We start from the raw sequence: 17883 nt of genomic DNA, 5'->3' as shown, positions 1-17883 counted from the left end.
AGAAGCTATAAAATTTAGTGGTGCATATGCATATTAGTTGAGTTATCATCACTCATATTTTGCATCATCATCTTGTGGTGATCATGCATCGGTATATCTGTTGGCATGTTCATTTGCATATTCATATGCATATCCATCGCGCCATCATTAGCCTTGTAGCCTGTTATGGTAGGATCAACCATGCCAAATATCATAGCGACGTGTGCGACGATCAAGGCAAATATGAGTAGGCAAAAGTGAAGCTTTAGCTTTGCCTTTTCGCTTGCGTTTTTGTAGATCAAATTTAGCTCTAAAAGCGCGATGCCAAGAAGTGGTATGACGCTGATGAGATATGAGTAGACAGCGATGACATCGGCATATCCACGCCATTTTATACTTGGATAAATTTTTGCCATAAAATAGATCACAAGAGCTGTAAAATAGACCCCAAGCACTATGCCAGCAAATTTGCCAACAGCCTTAAAGCCAGCATTTTTGCCGCTATCCATGTGATACATAGTGAGAAACTCCATCGCCACTAAAAGCTCCGTAAGCCCCACAGGTATCACCATGAAGAGGATTAGATTGTAAGGTTGATTGAGCGATAAAAGCTCCATGTAGTGTGTCATTACCATTGTAAGTCCTTTGTAAAAAATTTAAAGAAGTTTAATACCAAATTGCTAATAATCATAAAATATCAAGATAACAAATTTAAGCGGATGTTAAATTTACTCCTAGCTCGAGTAAGAGCAAATTTAACCATTTTAGTCTTTAAACTCGTGTGAGATGACTGGGGAGAATTCCTCCCAGTGAAGTTTTGTTTTAAAAGTTGGCATCTTGCTTTGAAATGGCTCTTTCTTAAGAGCTGCCATGGCGATGCTATCGCCTTGTGGCTTAGCTGGTGCTTCTACGTTTAGTATGGAGCGCTCAAGCTCGATGAAGTCTTTTAAAATGACTGTGTATGATTTAAAGAAATTTGCCTCTTTGTGAGCTGAAAGTAGCTGAGAAAACTCATCTACAAATAAATTTAAAGTCTCAGAAAATAGCTTGTTGCTAATATTTTTTGCATCATTAAACTCATCTTTTAAAAATGTAGCCATCGCTAAAAATATAAATCCAACGTAGTCCTCGCTGTCTTTGCAAAGCTCGCTATCACGTCTATATGGGCTTAGTTTTAAACATTCAATAACCCTAAGCCTAGCTGCTCCGTTATCTCTGCCCTCTTCATAAAATGAAGCGCTTAAGGGGATATTTGTAAAGCCAAAAAGAACGTCATTTTGTTCTTTTGAAAATTCTTCAAAGCTAAATTTATCTAAATTTTTAAACGCAGCATCGCTATCCTCGCTTAAAGGATTTACGCTTAAGTATTTTAACTGCTCTTTCCACCTTGAAAATTTCTCATCATTTGTGTAAAAAAACATAGGATATGCTAAAAATTCGTAAAAATATGATCTTGCTTTTATAATGTTTTTATCCATTTAATAAATCCTCTTTCATTGCGTTTATTTGGGCTTGAACCATTAGTTTGGCCTTGCAGTCAGCACAGCAGTAAAGTGCTTTTATTTTAACCCTATCGTTGCCAAATCTTGGTTGCATTATAGTTGCGATCTTTTCGACTGCTTTTTTAGTTGCAAACTCTTTTCCGCACTCAACACAGGCAAAAAGCTCATCTCTTGCCAGTTCATTATATGTAAAAAACTCAGGCTTAAGAGAAATTTTTCCAACTTCAAGGCTTATGGTATCTTTTTCAGCACAGCTTAGTTCGCAGTATCCGCAAGCTGTGCAGACGCTTGGATTAAATAAAATAGAATTTGTCTTTTTATCAGCCACTAGCGCACTTACGTTACAAGCGCCAACGCAACTTAGACAAAGTGTACAGCTATCAGTGTTTATCTTGACATCGCCATATCTTATCATCTCGCCGCTTTTTACCACGCCAAGATCCTCACTACCTACTAAAAACTCAAGTCTTTTTGCAAAAATTTCTCTTTTTGGCAAGGCATATTCGTTTATCGTGTGTTGTGAGTCAGCTATAAATTTTGCTTTTTTGAGCGATTCTTCAAGCTCGTTTTTATCTTTAGCGTGATAGATCGCCGTCTCTTTAAATTTAAGCTCATAAATTTGATTTAAGATGCTAATGGCGTCTTTTTCGCCTTTGCCAAGAGTTTTGCTAAATAAAATCACACTCGCACCACTTTCTTGAAGCAATGTAAGAAGATGCGCTTGATTTAACATATGTGGTGCTGATATGAAAAAAGGCAAGACATTTTCAGGTAGGCTTATATTTAGCTCATCTAAATTTGTTTCATTAGAGATTATTAGTGGAATTTTGCCTTTGTAAAGTTTGGCAATAGTAGCAAAAGAATTTTGTGGCATAAGTGTAGAGTCAAGAGATCCGCTAGGGCAGACGCTAATGCAGTTGCCACAATTTACACAATCGATTTGTGAGAAAACAAGATGCTTTGTCTCGTCTTCTTTTAAAATGGCTACAGTTGGACAAACATCGACACAGCGTCCACAAATTTCATTTCGTCGCTCATGGTATTGGCAGATCGAAGAGTCGTATTGAGTTAGGCTTTTGTACTTAAATTTTGGAGTTTTTTCATTTAAAATTTTAAGCACAGCTTCATCTTCTAGCCCAGCTATTTCGTAACAGCCGCTTTGTTTTAGCATATAATCCCTTGCATTTTCAACCAAGAAAAAGTCACAATCGACCTCAAATTCGTCATTTGCTCTAAGTATCAAAACACTAAGTTCGCCAGCTGCGCCATAAATAAATTTCACTTCAAAATGCGTTAATTCAATGACTTTATAGCCATTTTCTTTTAATAAATTTGCTAGTTCCTCACGGCCTGAGTTGCTTACTATTACGACATTTTTGCCGACTTCTTTTTCGTAATCAACATCCTTTGCCATGTCAAATGCAGTTGCTCTTGCTTCATAAAGTAAAAGTGTATTTTTAGCTTTTTCTAAGACGCTTGCGGTTGTATTTTTTAGATAAAAATTTATCTCAGGTGCGGTAATGTTTGCTTTAAGCTTTGGTGAGTTAGAAACTAAATATTCTTCCTTTTCGTTATTTATTTCTATCTGTTCATTTAACATCAAAGTATCGTCAAAATCGTTATAAAAGCCAAATTCTTTCATAATTTCTCCTATTATCAAAAACAGGCTTATTTTAATATTAATGGGATTAATAGACTCTGAATTTTATATGTTCCTTTTTGCTCTAAGGTTTAATTTATAATATTTTTTATGTTAAAATCACGGCTTGGTAAAACTAACTTACTAGGAGCACAAATTGAGCGATTTAAGAGATATCCCACAAGTTGATAAGATTATAAAAAACGAAGCATTTTCAGGATTTGATATAAATTTAGTCACATTGCTTGCAAGGCAAATTTTAAATGAAGTTAGAGCTAAAATTTTAAATGAAAATGCAAATTTTGCGTTGCAAGAAATAATAGATTTAATCCTAAACGAATATCATAAATTTAATGAATCAAGCCTTCAAAGAGTGCTAAATTTAACCGGTGTGACCATTCACACAAACCTTGCTAGAAGTGTCATCGATAAAGAAATTTTAAGTCGTGCAACTCCGGTAATCACAGGGTATTCAAACCTTGAATACAACCTAAAAACAGGCAACCGTGGCAACAGATATGACTATATCGGTGAGATGATCGCAAGAGCATTTGGTTTTGAAGACGCTATCGTTGTAAATAATAACGCAAGTGCTGTATTTTTGGTGCTAAATACCTTTGCAAAAGGCAGAGAAGTCGTCGTTAGCAGAGGCGAACTAGTCGAGATCGGTGGTAGTTTTAGAGTGCCAGAAGTTATGGCAAATGCGGGCTGCTTTTTAAAAGAGGTTGGCACGACAAACAAAACTAAGCTAAAAGACTACGAAGAGGCGATTAGTGAAAATACGGCGATGCTTGTAAAGGTTCATCGCTCAAATTTTGACATCGTGGGCTTTAGCGAAGAGGTTACAGCAAATGAACTAAGCAAATTGGCATGCGAGCAAAATTTGATAGATTATTTTGATCTTGGCAGTGGATTTTACGGAAATTTACCGTTTAATCTTGACAAAAATGAGCCAGATCTAAAAAATTTAAAAGATGTTTCGCTAGTTAGTTTTAGCGGCGACAAGCTGCTTGGCGCGGTGCAGTGCGGCATCATTGTTGGCAAAAGAGAGCTCATCGCAAAGCTTAGAAAAAATCAGCTTTTAAGAATGCTTCGCGTAGATAAAGTGATCATCTCACTTTTGGCTGAGAGCATGAAAGCTTATTTAAATAAAGAATTTGAGCTAATCACAACGCAAAAACTGCTTCACAAAAGCGTAAAAGAGCTTGAAAGCTTAGCAAATTTTATAAATAAAAATTTAAAAACCCCGCTTGAGATAGTTCGTACACAAACCTTTGTAGGAGGCGGTGCGATGCCAAATAAAAAAATTCCAAGTATGGCTTTGGCAGTTAGTGGAGATGCAGTTTTAAATGAGCAGAAATTTAGGCAAAAAAAGGTGATTGGCCGCATAGAAAATGATAAATTTTTGCTTGATTTGAGAACGCTTTTAGATGAAGATGTAAATGAACTAATAAAAATAATAAATGAAACGGAAGAAAAATGAGTTTAATAATAGGAACAGCAGGGCATATCGACCACGGAAAAACCGCACTTATAAAGGAGCTAAACGGCTTTGAGGGGGATAATCTTGAAGAGGAGAAAAAGCGTGGCATAACGATTGATCTAAGCTTTTCAAATTTAAGTAAAAATGATGAAAATATCGCATTTATCGACGTGCCTGGGCATGAAAATCTCATAAAGACGATGATAAGTGGTGCGTATGGCTTTGATGCGTGCTTATTTGTGGTGGCGGCAAATGACGGCCTTATGCCTCAAAGCTTGGAGCACCTTGAAATTTTAAATCTTCTTGGTGTGAAGTCTTTGATTGTGGCACTTACAAAGTGTGACCTCGTAGATGAAGCGACTATAAATTTAAGAAAAAAAGAGATAAGAGATGAAATTTCTAAATTTAAAAACCTGCAAATTTTAGAAATTTTTGCTGTTAGTATAAAGGATAAGGCAAGCATTGACGAGCTTAGAAACTACCTCTTTACGCTAAGAGCTAAAAAGCGCGATGAGGAGGGCGTTTTTAGATACTACATTGATAGGGTTTTTAGCCTAAAAGGTATCGGAAATGTTGTGACTGGCACCGTTATAGAGGGAAGCGTTAGTAAAAACGAGAAGCTTTTTAACTACGACGCTGGCAAAGAGGCGCTAGTAAGAAGCGTGCAAAGCCACGATAAATTCATTGATAGTGCAGGGGTTAGCAGCCGCGTGGCGCTTAATCTAACTGGCATCGAGCTTAATGAGCTAAAAAAGGGGCAGCTACTTAGTAAAAAAGGCTATTTTAGGGGATTTAGAGAGGTTGATGCGGTCGTAACTGCTAAAAATTTGATTCACTCGCAAAGCGTAACCTTTTGCGTAGGAGCTAAAAATGTGCCTGCAAAGGTACTGATACTAAGCCAAAAAGATGATAGCTACTTTGTTACCTTTAAATTTCAAAGCGATATGTTTTTGAAATTTGACGAGGCATTTGTACTTATCTCAGATGCACGCGTGATAGGCGGTGGCAGAGTGCTAAATCCTGTGCTTGAGCCACTAAAAAAAGCTGGCAAAATTCTCTTTTTGGCTGCACTTTTAAAGCATGATTTTGTTGGAGCATTTTCTATACTTAAAGAAGCCCACAAAAATGGCTTTGGAATAATCTCTTCTTATCAAAGATTTGGACTAAGTCACGAAGAGGCCGTAAATGTGGCTAAAAAAGTCTCAAACGTCTTTGTCGATGAAAAGGCTTTAAATATCTACGATCTAAGTGCGGTTGAGCGGATAAAGTCTGTGGTTAAATTTATGATAGAAAAAAATGAATTTGCTGTTTTCTCAGCTCAAAGTATAAGCTTAAAACTTGCTTGGGCTAGTCAAAATTTGGCTCAAAAAGCACTTGATGAGCTTGAAAGTATAAGCTTAATCTCTAAAAATGATGGCGTCTATACAAAAAAGGGCGTTGATATAAGCAAACTAAAAGTAAGGCTTGAAGAGAAAATTTATGAAATTTTAGAAAGCGGAAAGCTAGCTCCAACGGCACCTTATAATATATATGATGAGCTGGAAATAGATAGGCTAAGTGGCGATAATGCCCTTAAAAAACTAACTGCAATGGGCAGAGTTGTAAGGCTGGAGCATAATCTTTTTATCACTAGAAATTCGCTAAAAATGGCACTTGATAAGCTAAGAGAGATCATCAAAAACCAAGGATTTGTAAATGTCACAAATGCCAAGGATGCACTAAATTTAAGTAGAAAATATGTAATCGCCTATCTTGAGCAACTTGATCTTGAGAGTGACATAATGAAGCAAGGAAATGATAGAGTCTTTCGTGGTTAGTATTCATTTACAAAAAGCAAATATAATCCGCCAAATTTTTAAAAAGGAAAAAAATGAAAAAAGTGGTTTTAGCCTCAATAATAGCGGCAACTAGCCTAATGGCAGCTAGTAATAAGCAAATAGAAGATTTTTACTCAGAAGTTTTTAAAAATCAAAATATCGATGGTGTTAATGTAAAAGTCGTAGAACGCACTAAAATTTTAGATGATATAGAAAAAGTAAGCTTAAAATTTAGCAAAGGAGATATGTCTCAAGAAGATGTGACTTTTGTTAAGGGCGATCTTATGTTTCCTGATGTTGTAAATTTAAAGGAGCAGAAGTCTTATTTAGCTGAAGAAAAAAAGGTAATCGCAGAAAAAGCAGCACTTGATTTAGTAAAATCACTAGCTAAAATTTATAAAAATGAAGACAAGGCAAATGTTATAACTCTTGGCAATGATAGCAAAAAGCCAACTCTTATCATGTTTTCAGATCCTGAATGCCCATATTGTAGAGCCGAGCTAGCAAAGATCGAAACTACGCTAAAAGACAATAACGTTGAAATCATCCTAACTCCAGTGCATGAACTATCGTCTTTACAAAAAAGTGCTTTGATCTATAAAGATATAAAAAATGCAAAAAGTGATAGCGATAAGGTTAAAATTTTAAGAAAGTATTTCTCTGAAGATTATAACGTAGATGAAAAAAATGTTAGCAAAGAAGAGAGCGACAAGATCGATACTTTACGTAAAAAATATTTCTCAGCTGGCGTTAGATCAGTGCCATTTATCATAAATAAAAGTGATCTAAAATAACCTTTTCTAGGGAGCTCTCCCTAGAATTTATACTTTAAATTAGCCTTTCTCTCAAAATTCATAAAAGCTAAAATATTAAATATATTTTCTTATATTTTTAACAATAACTTAACATATTTAATTAAAGCTTTATATTTACTTTGATTATCTTGCAATTATGCTAAATTTACACAGTTTAATTCTAGGCTCTAAAAGCCCTGAAATAGGCTATTTGCGATATTTTAGAAATTCTAAATATGCAAATTTTACATATTATTGAACCAAATTTCTCAAAATTTTTTGAGGCATAAGGAGAAAAAATGCAAGGATCAAGAAGAGATTTTCTCAAAAAATCTCTAAAAGTCGGTGCTGCCGGCGGAGTACTCGCAGTCTCAGCCGTAGCAAAAGTGACTAGTGACGACTTAGCTCCTGATGACAATGGTGTCGTCGTTGGCAAGTCAAACAAAAAAGAGGTGCTTTATAAAAAAAGCAAGAACTGGGAAACCTACTATAAAATCGCTTACTAAGGGAGAAAACCATGAGTGATGCACGTATAGGAAGACGTTCATTTTTAAAGCTAGCCGCACTTGGTGCTGGAAGCACAATGGCTTTTGGAGAAAATGAAACGATAAGAAAAGCAAGTGATGAGGAGATAAAAAATCCTTTCCCTGGCTCAAAAAAGGTTAGAACGATTTGTTCTATTTGCTCAGCAGGCTGTGGTATCGAGGCTGAGGTAAAAGATGGTGTTTGGGTTCGTCAAGATATGGCGATGCATCATCCGATATCTCAGGGCTCACACTGCTCAAAAGGTATCGACCAGATCGATCTTACACACAGCAAACAACGCATCAAATATCCTATGAAAAAAGTTGATGGTAAATGGCAAAGAATTTCATGGGATCAAGCTGTAAACGAGATCGGCGATAAGATGCTTCAGATCCGTAAAGAAGATGGCCCTGATAGTGTTGTTTTCTTAGGATCGGCTAAATTTAACAACGAACAGTCTTACTACTTTAGAAAATTTTGTGCATTTTGGGGTACAAACAGTAACGATCACGTAGCAAGAATTTGACATAGCGCAACAGTCGCCGGTGTGGCGAATACCTGGGGTTATGGCGCGATGACAAACCACTTTGGAGATATGGCTGCGAACTCAAAATGTATATTTATCATTGGAGCAAACCCAGCTGTGGCAAACCCAGTTGGTGGCATGAAGCACACTTTACAAGCAAAAGATAGAAACAATGCAAAAGTAATTGTAGCTGATCCAAATTTTACAAAGACAGCTGCACATGCTGATCTTTATTTGAGACAAAGATCAGGAACTGATATTGCACTTGTTTATGGTCTTATTCACATCATTCTTAAAAATGGCTGGGAAGATAAAGAATTTATAGAAAATAGAACTTATGGTATTGATGAGATAAGAAAAGAGGCTGAGCACTGGACACCAGAGGTTACATCTGATGTTACTGGAGTACCAGTTGATAAGCTACTAAAAGCTGCAGACATTCTAGCTCACACAAAACCAGGTACTGTTGTTTGGGCACTTGGCATCACTCAACACTCAGTTGGTACATCAAATACAAGAATTTTACCTATCCTTCAACTAATTCTAGGAAATATGGGTAAAGCAGGTGGTGGCTGTAATATCATTCGTGGTCACGACAATGTTCAAGGCTCAACTGATATGTGTAACCTTTCAGATAGCTTGCCAATGTATTATGGCTTAACTGATGCAGCATGGAAATATTACTGCAAAGGCTGGGGCGTTGATTATGACGAATTTATTAAACGCTTTGCAGTCTCAACAAAAGAGCCAAAACAAGGCGGTACTCCTGTTAAAAACACAGTCTTTGAAGAGTATTATTACCACGATCCTAAACATCCAGAAGATAGAAACTGGAGAAACGAAAAAGGCTGGTCACTTTCAAAATGGTGGCAAGGCGTCTTGAAAGAGGAGAATACATTTAGTAGTGGTGCATTGAGAGTTCTTTGGGTTCAAGGAACTGGTCTAACGTCTATGGCGCACTTAGCTAAAATCCAAGAAGCAGCTTCAAAACTAGATATGATCGTTGTAGCTGAGCCATTTGTAAATGAAATTTCTATCCTTTCAGACAGAAAAGATGGCGTTTATATCTTGCCAGTAGCGACTGCATTTGAAAATGAAGGTCACTTAAGTGCTACAAACCGCTCAGGACAATGGAGAACAAAAGTTGTTGATCCACTTTATGAGAGTAAGGGCGATCACGAAGTGATGTTCCTATTTGCTAAGAAATTTGGCTTTTACGATGAATACGTAAAAGGCATGAAAATGGGTATCGTAGATCGTGAAATAAAACAAGTAAAAGATGATTTTGTATGGCCTGATGATGCGACAAATGAGATAGCAAGAATTGGAAATTCTATAGGTTATGGTGGTAGAACAGCTGAGATGTTTAGACGTCACCAGGCAAACTGGGATAAATTTGACCCAGATACGCTAATAGGTATTGGTGGTGAAGTTAAAGGCGAATACTACGGTAAACCATGGCCAGCATGGGATGAAAAACACCCTGGAACACCAATACTATATGATATGAGCAAGCCTTATGTTGAAGGTGGTTCAGGCTTTAGAAATCGCTTTGGTCTAGAGCATAATGGCGTTAGTCAGCTAGCTAGCGAAGAGACAACGCTTGTTGGCTCAGCTATAAAAGGTGGCTATCCACAAATCACAAAAGAGAATATAGAAAAAGTCTTAGGTATAACTCTAACTGAAGAAGAGAAAGCTAAGATGGGACCAAGCTGGAGTATGGATTATAGTGGTATTATCTTTGAAAAATGCCGTGAAAAAGGTGTTGTACCTTATGGTAATGCAAGGGCAAGAGCTATCGTTTGGGAATTCCTTGATCCTATTCCAAAACATAGAGAGCCTGTTCACTCACCACGCTGGGATCTTGTTCAAAAGTATCCGACATTTGAAGATCAAGCTAGAAATTTCCGTGTTTCTACTAAGTTTAAGTCAGAGCAACAAGCAAAAGATTGGTCAAAAGAGTTCCCTATCGTGTTTAGCACGCAACGCGTCGTAAACTTAAGTGGTGCAGGAATGATCGAAAGAACTAGTAAATATCTATCAGCTATTACGCCAGAGATGTTTGCTAATGTTAATCCAGAGCTAGCTTTAAAATACGGCATAAAAGATCGCGATATGATGTGGATTCACAGCCCACAAGGCACAAAGATCAAAGTAAGATGCTATCACAGCCAGATGGTAACTCCAGATAGAATTTGTATGCCATACAACTTCGCTGGTATTATGCAAGGCGTTGATCTTTCAGCTCGCTATCCAGAGGGCACTAAGCCTTATGTTATCGGTGAGAGCTTTAACACAGTTACTAACTACGGATTTGACCCAGTTACTCAAATTTCAGAGTTTAACGCAGGTCTTTGCCGTATAGAAAAAGCTGAGGAAAATACATTTAAAACATCGTTTTTCCATGAATATGGCGAGAGAGACGCCATGGGTAAAGAGTAAGGAGGAATAAAATGGCAAGAATGAAATTTTTCGTAGATACTGATAGATGTATTAGTTGTTATGGTTGCCAAGTTGCTTGCTCTTCTGCTCATGAGCTTCCAGTGGGAATTTATAGAAGAAAGGTCATTACACTTCACGATGGTATCGAAGGTAAAGAGGTTTCAACTACCATTGCATGCCAACACTGTACTGATGCACCTTGTGAGCAAGTTTGCCCGGTTGATTGTTTCTACATTAGAGCTGATGGCATCGTGCTTCACGATAAAAATATATGCATAGGCTGTGGTTACTGCTTATATGCTTGTCCATTTGGTGCTCCACAGTTCCCTAAAGACGGGGCATTTGGCGTAAAAGGCGTTATGGATAAATGTACAATGTGCGCAGGCGGTCCAGAGCCAACAAACTCACACGAGGAGAGAGAGCTTTACGGCCAAAATAGAATGGCTGAAGGAAAAGTGCCTATGTGTGCGGCTGTTTGTGCTACAAATGCACTTTTAGTTGGAGATGCAGCTGAAGTATCAAATGTATATCGCAAACGTGTTATGCTAAGAAACACTGGGCTAAATGCCTAACAAGAAGGAGAGCTTTTGCTCTCCTTTAAATTCTAAATTTTAAACTTAAAGCCTTTTCATTTTTTATAAAACTACTATTTTTATATTCAAAAGATAAATTTTAAATTTACATTAGAAAATTTCTAAAACTATTCAAAATTGGCTATTTGAAGACAAATTTCTCTTTATTATCTCAATTTGCTCTATTTTATGATAATCGTTTTTATTTTAATCAAAGTAAAGCCTTGGTAATATTCGCTTCAAAAAAATCTCACAGGTGGTTTATTTAATGAATAAATTCTTAAAATTTATGCTAATTATGTTGTTGCCAGTTTGGCTAATGGCAAAAAATGATGACTACACACAAGTCGCAGCTCAGATAAAAGAGTCATTACAAAAAGTAATAACAGAGTACAGAGCTGGCAACGTCGAGCAAGCAGTTAGCGATACTCAAAACGCTTATTTTGGTTTATTTGAAGATGTCGAAGCTGGCATCAGAATAAATTTAGGTCAGAAAAAAGCTTACTCTATGGAGAAGCAGTTTGGTGAGATCAGAAAGGCGATAAAAGCTGGCGAAGCACCAGATGATGTGCAAAAAAGAATAGATCAGATAAATAGCGAAATCGCTGAAGTTTTGCCAGTTATTTTAAATGGACATAAGCTTGTTGGTGAGTATTCAGACACTCCAGCACAAGCTGCTGCAACCAGCTATGACACTTCTAAATTTATCCCTGAGTGGAAGGTGGCATTTGAAAATTTATCAGCTACTTTAGATAAAGCCATAGCAAGCTACGAGGGTGATAAACAAGATGATGCTAAAAATTCTATCCAAGATGCTAAATTTAATGATTACAGAAACACTCAACTTGAAATAGCCGTTCGCCAATATATAGAAAATGGTAAAAGCATAGATGCTGATATCCAAAGAAAGATGGGCGAAGCGATCAGTGGTATCACAAATGGCATAAGCAAAGATGACTTTAAAGTAAAGCTAGAAGAGATCAAAAAACTAGCTTATGACGCCGTCGCAAAGCTCCCAGCTGAAACAGTAAAACTAGCAAAAGTTGATATGAGTAGTGCAGCATCTAATGATGGCAGTGAAGATAGCGGCACAGACTACACTCAAACTGTTAAAAACATAAATGACAAAATTCAAGCAGCCATTGCACTTTACAAAAGTGGCAATAGCGCTAAAGCTATGGGCGATATCCAAGACATCTACTTTGATGAGTTTGAAGGTAGCGGCATGGAGAACAAAGTAGGCGCGATAGATGTAAATTTAAAAACAGCTATCGAAGCTACATTTGGCAACCTCGTAGCCCTTATGAAATCAGGTGCAGATGAAAAAACACTTGAGGAAAGTGCAAGCAAGATGTCATCTCAGCTAGCAGCTGCACTTGAGAAAACTAGCGGTTCAAGCTCACCTTGGACGCTATTTATATGGGCGCTAACTATCATCTTAAGAGAGGGCTTTGAGGCTCTTATAATTGTGGCAGCTGTTGTTGCATACTTGGTAAAAACTGGCAATGCTAAACAAATGGGCAAGGTCGTATATAGCTCAGTTGGCGTGGCGGTCATCTTAAGCTTTGTCATGGCTTGGATAATGAACATCATCTTTGGCGAGGCAGCAGGTCAAAAAAGAGAGCTTATGGAAGGCATCACGATGCTTGTTGCAGTGGGACTTCTATTTTACGTTGGCTTCTGGCTTCTTTCAAATGCTGGCGCTAAAAAATGGAACGACTACATCAAATCACATGTATCTGAGTCTATCTCAAGTGGCTCAAGCACAGCACTTTGGTGGACTGTATTTTTAGCGGTATTTAGAGAGGGTGCTGAGACAGTGTTATTTTATCAAGCACTTATCTTTGACGCAAAAGACTCAGCTGGCTACTCAATGATCGCAGCTGGCTTTGTCGTAGGTCTTATCGTTCTTTTGATAGTCTATTTCTTATTTAAAATTTTCGCTGTTAAAATTCCTATTAAACCATTTTTTATATTTACATCAGCGATCATCTTTTATATGTCGATCGTCTTTGTTGGCAAGGGCGTTGGCGAGCTAGTTGAGGGCAAAATTTTCATTCCGACTATCATAAAAGGACTTAGCTTCCCTGACTGGATGAGAGACTGGCTAGGACTTATGCCATATTACGAGAGCTTAGTACCTCAAATCATTATGGTGCTTGCTCTAATTATAGGCATCGTTATCATGAAATCAAAACAAAATAAAAATTAATTTTATTTAAAGGAGAGAATATGAATAAAATTCTTAGTTCAGCTCTAGCACTTAGCCTAGCAGCTGGTTTTGCACTTGCTGGAGAGCACCCAATCGGCGAGCCTGTAGAGGCTAATGGCATGGAGATAGCTGCTGTTTATCTTGAGCCAATCGACATGGAGCCAAAAGGCGTTGATCTAGCTCCAAGCTTAGCTGATCTTCACCTAGAAGCTGACATCCACGCTGTAAAAGGCAACAAAAACGGCTTTGGCGAAGGCGAGTGGATCCCATATCTAAAGATCAACTATGAGCTAAAAAACCTTGATAATGGTAAAACTAAAAAAGGTACATTTATGCCTATGGTTGCAAGCGATGGCCCACACTACGGCGCTAACGTAAAAATGGATACAGGTGTTGGTAACTATGAGCTTAAATTCCACATCGACAATCCAGAAAAACAAGGCTTTGGTCGCCACGCTGACAAAGAGACTGGTGTTGGTAAATGGTTTGAGCCTTTCACAACAACTTATAAATTTCAATGGACAGGTGGTCCTGTTAAATAATTACTTTGGGGCGTTTTCGCCCCTTTTTAAAAATTCTCATAGGGTTTAGTTATGTCAATTTACTTCTATCAGGTCTTTTTAGCCCTCCTTGGATTTACGCTTTTTGCTGCCTTAAATAACAATGGCAAAAGTTTAAAAACGATCTTTTTACCATCATTTCTTGGCGTTGTTGCTGGTGTGCTTATCTTTAAAGCTGCTCGTCATGCGCTTGTTGATGACCAGTTTAAAATTTTCATAGATTCAGTGACACTGGTTTTTCTGCTAATTAGCATTTTGTGGATATTTTTCGAGCTTAAGATAGCAAAAATCGTAACATTTTTTATTTTAGGCATCGGCTTTGGCTTTGGTTATAGCTCAAGTAGCGCATTGTTCCCACTTTTTGGCGGCGAACTGCTTGACACGCTTTCAGTTATAAGCTTCTTTTTAATGATCTTTGCGATGATCTTGATACTATTTTTATTTTTCTTCATTTCAAATTTAAAAGCTAGTATCCCATCATCAGTAGCTAAAATTTTAGCTCTTATCACACTAATATTTTTACTAGTTGATAGAAGCTCACAAACTGCACTCGAGCTTTTACGTGCAGGCGCTTTAAAGATAAGTAGCGAGCTAAATTCTCAAATTTTATCTATCAGCGCAAAAGGCATCTATGTCACAGAATTTAGTGCCTATTTTTATATAGTTGTGATCCTACTTTTATGCATCATCGCGCTTTGCTTTATGCCAAAAAGTATCGATAAGAGCACATTTGGCTCTATCAAATACCGCTTTACAAAAGCCATTAGAGAAAATGTCTTTGACAATGCAAAATTTGCATTTTGCAGCGTTTTAATAGCGCTTGGCTTTTCACTTTATTTTGATCTTTACGCATCTCGTCCACCTCAAATTTCAGAGCCAGTTTTGGTTGAGCCAGTGGGAGATAAATTTATATTTAATGTTGATATGTTAAAAGATAATGAACTTCACAGATTTGCTTATATAACAGATGAGGGCAAGCAGATAAGATTTTTCTTGCTAAACCGCTTTAGTGACCGCCCATCTCCAGTCATCGTCTTTGACTCGTGCATGATATGTGGCGATATGGGCTACATAAAAAGAGGTAATGACCTTATTTGTATCTCTTGTAATGTTAGAATTTTCTTGCCGTCAGTTGGCAAAGAGGGTGGTTGTAACCCGATCCCTATGGCATTTACCTTTGATGGTAAAAATATCATAGTGGATTACAAAACGATCGTCGCAGGGGCAAACTACTTTAGCAAGGTCGTCGAAAAGATGGTGCTTGATCCTGTAAGCCACAAAAAGGTGAGCAATCTTGATTCAAGATCATATTTATACTACGGACGCACATACTTCTTTGAGAGCAACGAAACTCAGGCGAAATTTGAAGCAAATCCAGAAAAATATGTAGAAACAAATGGAACGTTAAAATGAAAAATATGCAACTAAGAATGATAAAAAGCTCGATCACTGGCTCAAAGGTGCAAAAGACGATGGCGTTTATCACCATCTTATTAGCTGCTCTTTTGATAGCTTGCATGCTAAATATCACGCTTAAAATCGGCGATCAAGTGGCAAGCGAGCTTAGAGGATACGGCTCAAATATCGTCGTCTTACCACGTGGTGAGAGCCTAAGCATCGAGATCGAGGGCAAAAATTTCACCCCACTAAAATCACAAAATTTACTCCCAGAGGCCGATATCTACAAGATAAAAGAGATCTTTTGGAGAAATAACATCGTTGCCTTTGCGCCGTTTTTAGAGACAAAAGTAAAAACTGACAAAGGCGATGAATTTAGTCTTGAGGGAACATACTTTGATAAAAATATCGGACTAAAAGATGAGCCAGAATTTAGCACAGGCGTAAAGACACTTTACGGGTTTTGGGGTGTTGAGGGTGCTTGGCCAAAAGATGAGAGCATGGATGAAATTTTAGTAGGAGATGAGCTTGCTAAGGCTAAAAATTTAAAAGTTGGCGACAAGCTTAGCCTTGCTGGCAAAAATGGTACAAGAGAGGTTAAAATAGTTGGAATTTTAAAAGGAGCTAGTGACGAGACACATAAGCTAGTTGGCTCACTAAAGCTTGCTGGAGATCTTTCTGGACACGTGAGCTCATACACAAAAGCTGAAGTCTCAGCTATGACGATCCCAGAAAACGACCTATCACTAAAAGCAAGACGAAATTTAGACAACCTTGATAGCGCAGAGTACGACAAATGGTATTGCTCGGCTTACGCAGGCTCGATCGCATTTCAGATAGAAGAAAATTTACCAAACGTTAGCGCAAAAGCTAGCCTTCAAGTAAGTGATGCTGAGAGTAACATAGTAAAGAAAATTCAAAGCCTAATGGGCATCGTTAGCATCATCGCTCTTGTGGTTTCAGCCATTGGCATAACATCGCTAATGACAAGTGAAATTTACCGCCGTAAAAAAGAGATCGGCCTTTTAAAAGCCATAGGCGCAAGTAATTTTGAAATTTACGCCCTTTTTGCTAGCGAGAGCCTTGTGGTTGCCTTTTTTGCAGGTATCACTGGAGCATTTTTAGGGTACGCGCTAAGCTACGTGATGTCTTACATTATCTTCTCACACGGCATAGGCATAGCTTGGATCGTGCTACCAATTAGCGTGGCATTTGCCCTACTTATCTCAGTCGTTGGCTCGCTAATGCCAATGAGAAACGTCATAAATTTACTACCTGCGGAGGTGCTATATGACCGCAAATAGCAAATTCTTTTACAATACAATTTATAAAAGTTTAAAAAATGGCTCATCAAGAGTAATGGTCATCGTGATCTCTATCTTACTTGGAGCATGCGTGTGTGCGGCGTTTGTTAATGTCTATCTTGACATAGACTCTAAAGTCTCACGCGAGCTAAAGACTTATGGTGCGAACATGATCTTTGCTCCAAAAGATATGGCGACAAGCGATGATATGAGTGAAAAAACTTATAATGAAATGATCGCCAAAGTACCAAAAGATAAGCTTCTTGGTGAGAGCGGTTATCTCTTTGCTCAGGCAAATATCGGTCCAACAAACGCTATCGTCATGGGAACAAAATTCAGCAATCTAAAAAAAGTTAAACCATTTTTAGATGTTAGAGATGGAACGATGATAAATGTCGATTTTGACGATAAAAACGTGCTAATAGGCGTCGATCTAGCTCGTCAGGCTGGCTTTAAAGCAGGCGATGATATAGAAATTCGTGCCATTGGCTCAAATGAGAGCATAAATGTAAAGATAAAAGGCGTAGTGGCAAGCGGCGACAAAGAGGACGCACTTTTGATCACATCACTATCTTTGGCTCAAAAAATTTCAAATAAAGCTGGCAAAATAAACTATGCAGAGGCTGTTGTGCTTGGTAACTTTGATGAGATAACATCGCTTGCAAAAACTATAAGCAACGATGAAATAGCTGCAAAACCGGTGGCAAAGGTCTCAAAGTCTGAGGGCTATATTTTGGAGAAAATAAAGCTATTAATGGCACTTGTTAGCCTTGTTATTTTGCTCATTACTTCAATGTGCGTAAACACAACGCTTAGTGCTATCTTGCTCTCTCGCTCAAAGGAGATCGCACTTCTAAGAGCCATAGGTGCAAGCAAAAAGGATGTATTAAAGCTATTTGGCTTTGAGACATTTGTGACAGCGCTCATCTCAGCATTAGTTGGTGCATTTTTAGGATATTTACTAGCTCAAATTTTAGGTTATGCGATATTTGATTCTAGTATTGATTTTAGAATTCTAAGCATCCCAGTAGCTGTGGTCATATCACTTCTTTTTGCAGCGATCGCAGCGTTTTACCCGATTAAACGGGCACTTAATAACAAAATGGCAGATACACTAAGAGGAGAATGAT

General features: G+C 37.7%; 13 protein-coding genes and 1 pseudogene. 11 read left to right on the top strand and 3 right to left on the bottom strand.

Annotation, left to right across the window (positions count from 1 at the left end; genetic code table 11):
• Positions 1–14: 14 nt before the first annotated feature.
• From CVS95_RS03220 to CVS95_RS03210, 3 genes are all read right to left on the bottom strand, one after another.
• Positions 15–614 (bottom strand): DUF6803 family protein, encoded by a 600-nt coding sequence (locus CVS95_RS03220; RefSeq protein ID WP_107695544.1) that lies wholly within the window; start codon positions 612–614, stop codon positions 15–17.
• Positions 615–743: 129 nt separating this feature from the next.
• Entirely contained in the window at positions 744–1457 is a 714-nt protein-coding gene (locus CVS95_RS03215) for a molecular chaperone (RefSeq protein ID WP_107695543.1), read from the bottom strand.
• Positions 1450–3123 carry a 4Fe-4S binding protein gene (locus CVS95_RS03210; protein WP_107695542.1) on the bottom strand — a complete coding sequence of 558 codons (1674 nt, stop codon included), beginning with the start codon at positions 3121–3123 and terminating at the stop codon, positions 1450–1452. Before CVS95_RS03210 ends, CVS95_RS03215 begins: the two co-directional genes overlap by 8 nt.
• Before the next feature lie 154 nt (positions 3124–3277).
• Between CVS95_RS03210 and selA the strand changes: the two genes are divergently transcribed.
• The 11 genes and pseudogenes from selA (at position 3278) to CVS95_RS03150 (ending at position 17882) form a co-directional block, all read left to right on the top strand.
• Entirely contained in the window at positions 3278–4603 is a 1326-nt protein-coding gene (gene selA, locus CVS95_RS03205; RefSeq protein WP_107695541.1) for an L-seryl-tRNA(Sec) selenium transferase, read from the top strand.
• Entirely contained in the window at positions 4600–6420 is a 1821-nt protein-coding gene (gene selB, locus CVS95_RS03200) for a selenocysteine-specific translation elongation factor (protein WP_107695540.1), read from the top strand. Before selA ends, selB begins: the two co-directional genes overlap by 4 nt.
• Positions 6421–6473: 53 nt before the next feature.
• The gene (locus tag CVS95_RS03195) at positions 6474–7214 is read left to right on the top strand and encodes a thioredoxin domain-containing protein (RefSeq protein WP_087585452.1); all 741 of its coding nucleotides are present in this window, start codon (positions 6474–6476) and stop codon (positions 7212–7214) included.
• Between the two features lie 299 nt (positions 7215–7513).
• Positions 7514–7720, top strand: coding sequence for a twin-arginine translocation signal domain-containing protein (locus tag CVS95_RS03190; RefSeq protein ID WP_009294906.1), 207 nt, complete (start codon positions 7514–7516; stop codon positions 7718–7720).
• Between the two features lie 11 nt (positions 7721–7731).
• A pseudogene (locus CVS95_RS03180) lies at positions 7732–10638 on the top strand (formate dehydrogenase subunit alpha); the annotation flags it as partial.
• An 80-nt stretch (positions 10639–10718) separates the two neighbouring features.
• Positions 10719–11279: a formate dehydrogenase FDH3 subunit beta gene (gene fdh3B, locus CVS95_RS03175; RefSeq protein WP_021090689.1), complete on the top strand. Its 561-nt coding sequence runs from the start codon at positions 10719–10721 to the stop codon at positions 11277–11279.
• 268 nt (positions 11280–11547) lie between these two features.
• Positions 11548–13491: an FTR1 family protein gene (locus CVS95_RS03170; RefSeq protein WP_107695539.1), complete on the top strand. Its 1944-nt coding sequence runs from the start codon at positions 11548–11550 to the stop codon at positions 13489–13491.
• A gap of 20 nt (positions 13492–13511) precedes the next feature.
• Positions 13512–14033, top strand: coding sequence for an iron transporter (locus CVS95_RS03165; protein ID WP_009294901.1), 522 nt, complete (start codon positions 13512–13514; stop codon positions 14031–14033).
• A 51-nt stretch (positions 14034–14084) separates the two neighbouring features.
• Positions 14085–15464: a Fe-S-containing protein gene (locus CVS95_RS03160; RefSeq protein ID WP_107695538.1), complete on the top strand. Its 1380-nt coding sequence runs from the start codon at positions 14085–14087 to the stop codon at positions 15462–15464.
• Positions 15461–16753 carry an ABC transporter permease gene (locus CVS95_RS03155; protein WP_107695537.1) on the top strand — a complete coding sequence of 431 codons (1293 nt, stop codon included), beginning with the start codon at positions 15461–15463 and terminating at the stop codon, positions 16751–16753. Before CVS95_RS03160 ends, CVS95_RS03155 begins: the two co-directional genes overlap by 4 nt.
• A complete protein-coding gene (locus CVS95_RS03150; protein WP_107695536.1) occupies positions 16740–17882 on the top strand; it encodes an ABC transporter permease in 1143 nt (380 codons plus the stop codon). The genes CVS95_RS03155 and CVS95_RS03150 overlap by 14 nt, the downstream gene beginning before the upstream one ends.
• Position 17883 lies beyond the last annotated feature (1 nt).

It is taken from the genome of Campylobacter concisus, from assembly GCF_003048905.1.
GTDB classification, from domain to species: domain Bacteria; phylum Campylobacterota; class Campylobacteria; order Campylobacterales; family Campylobacteraceae; genus Campylobacter_A; species Campylobacter_A concisus_V.
This window is presented reverse-complemented; position numbering and strand designations above follow the sequence as displayed.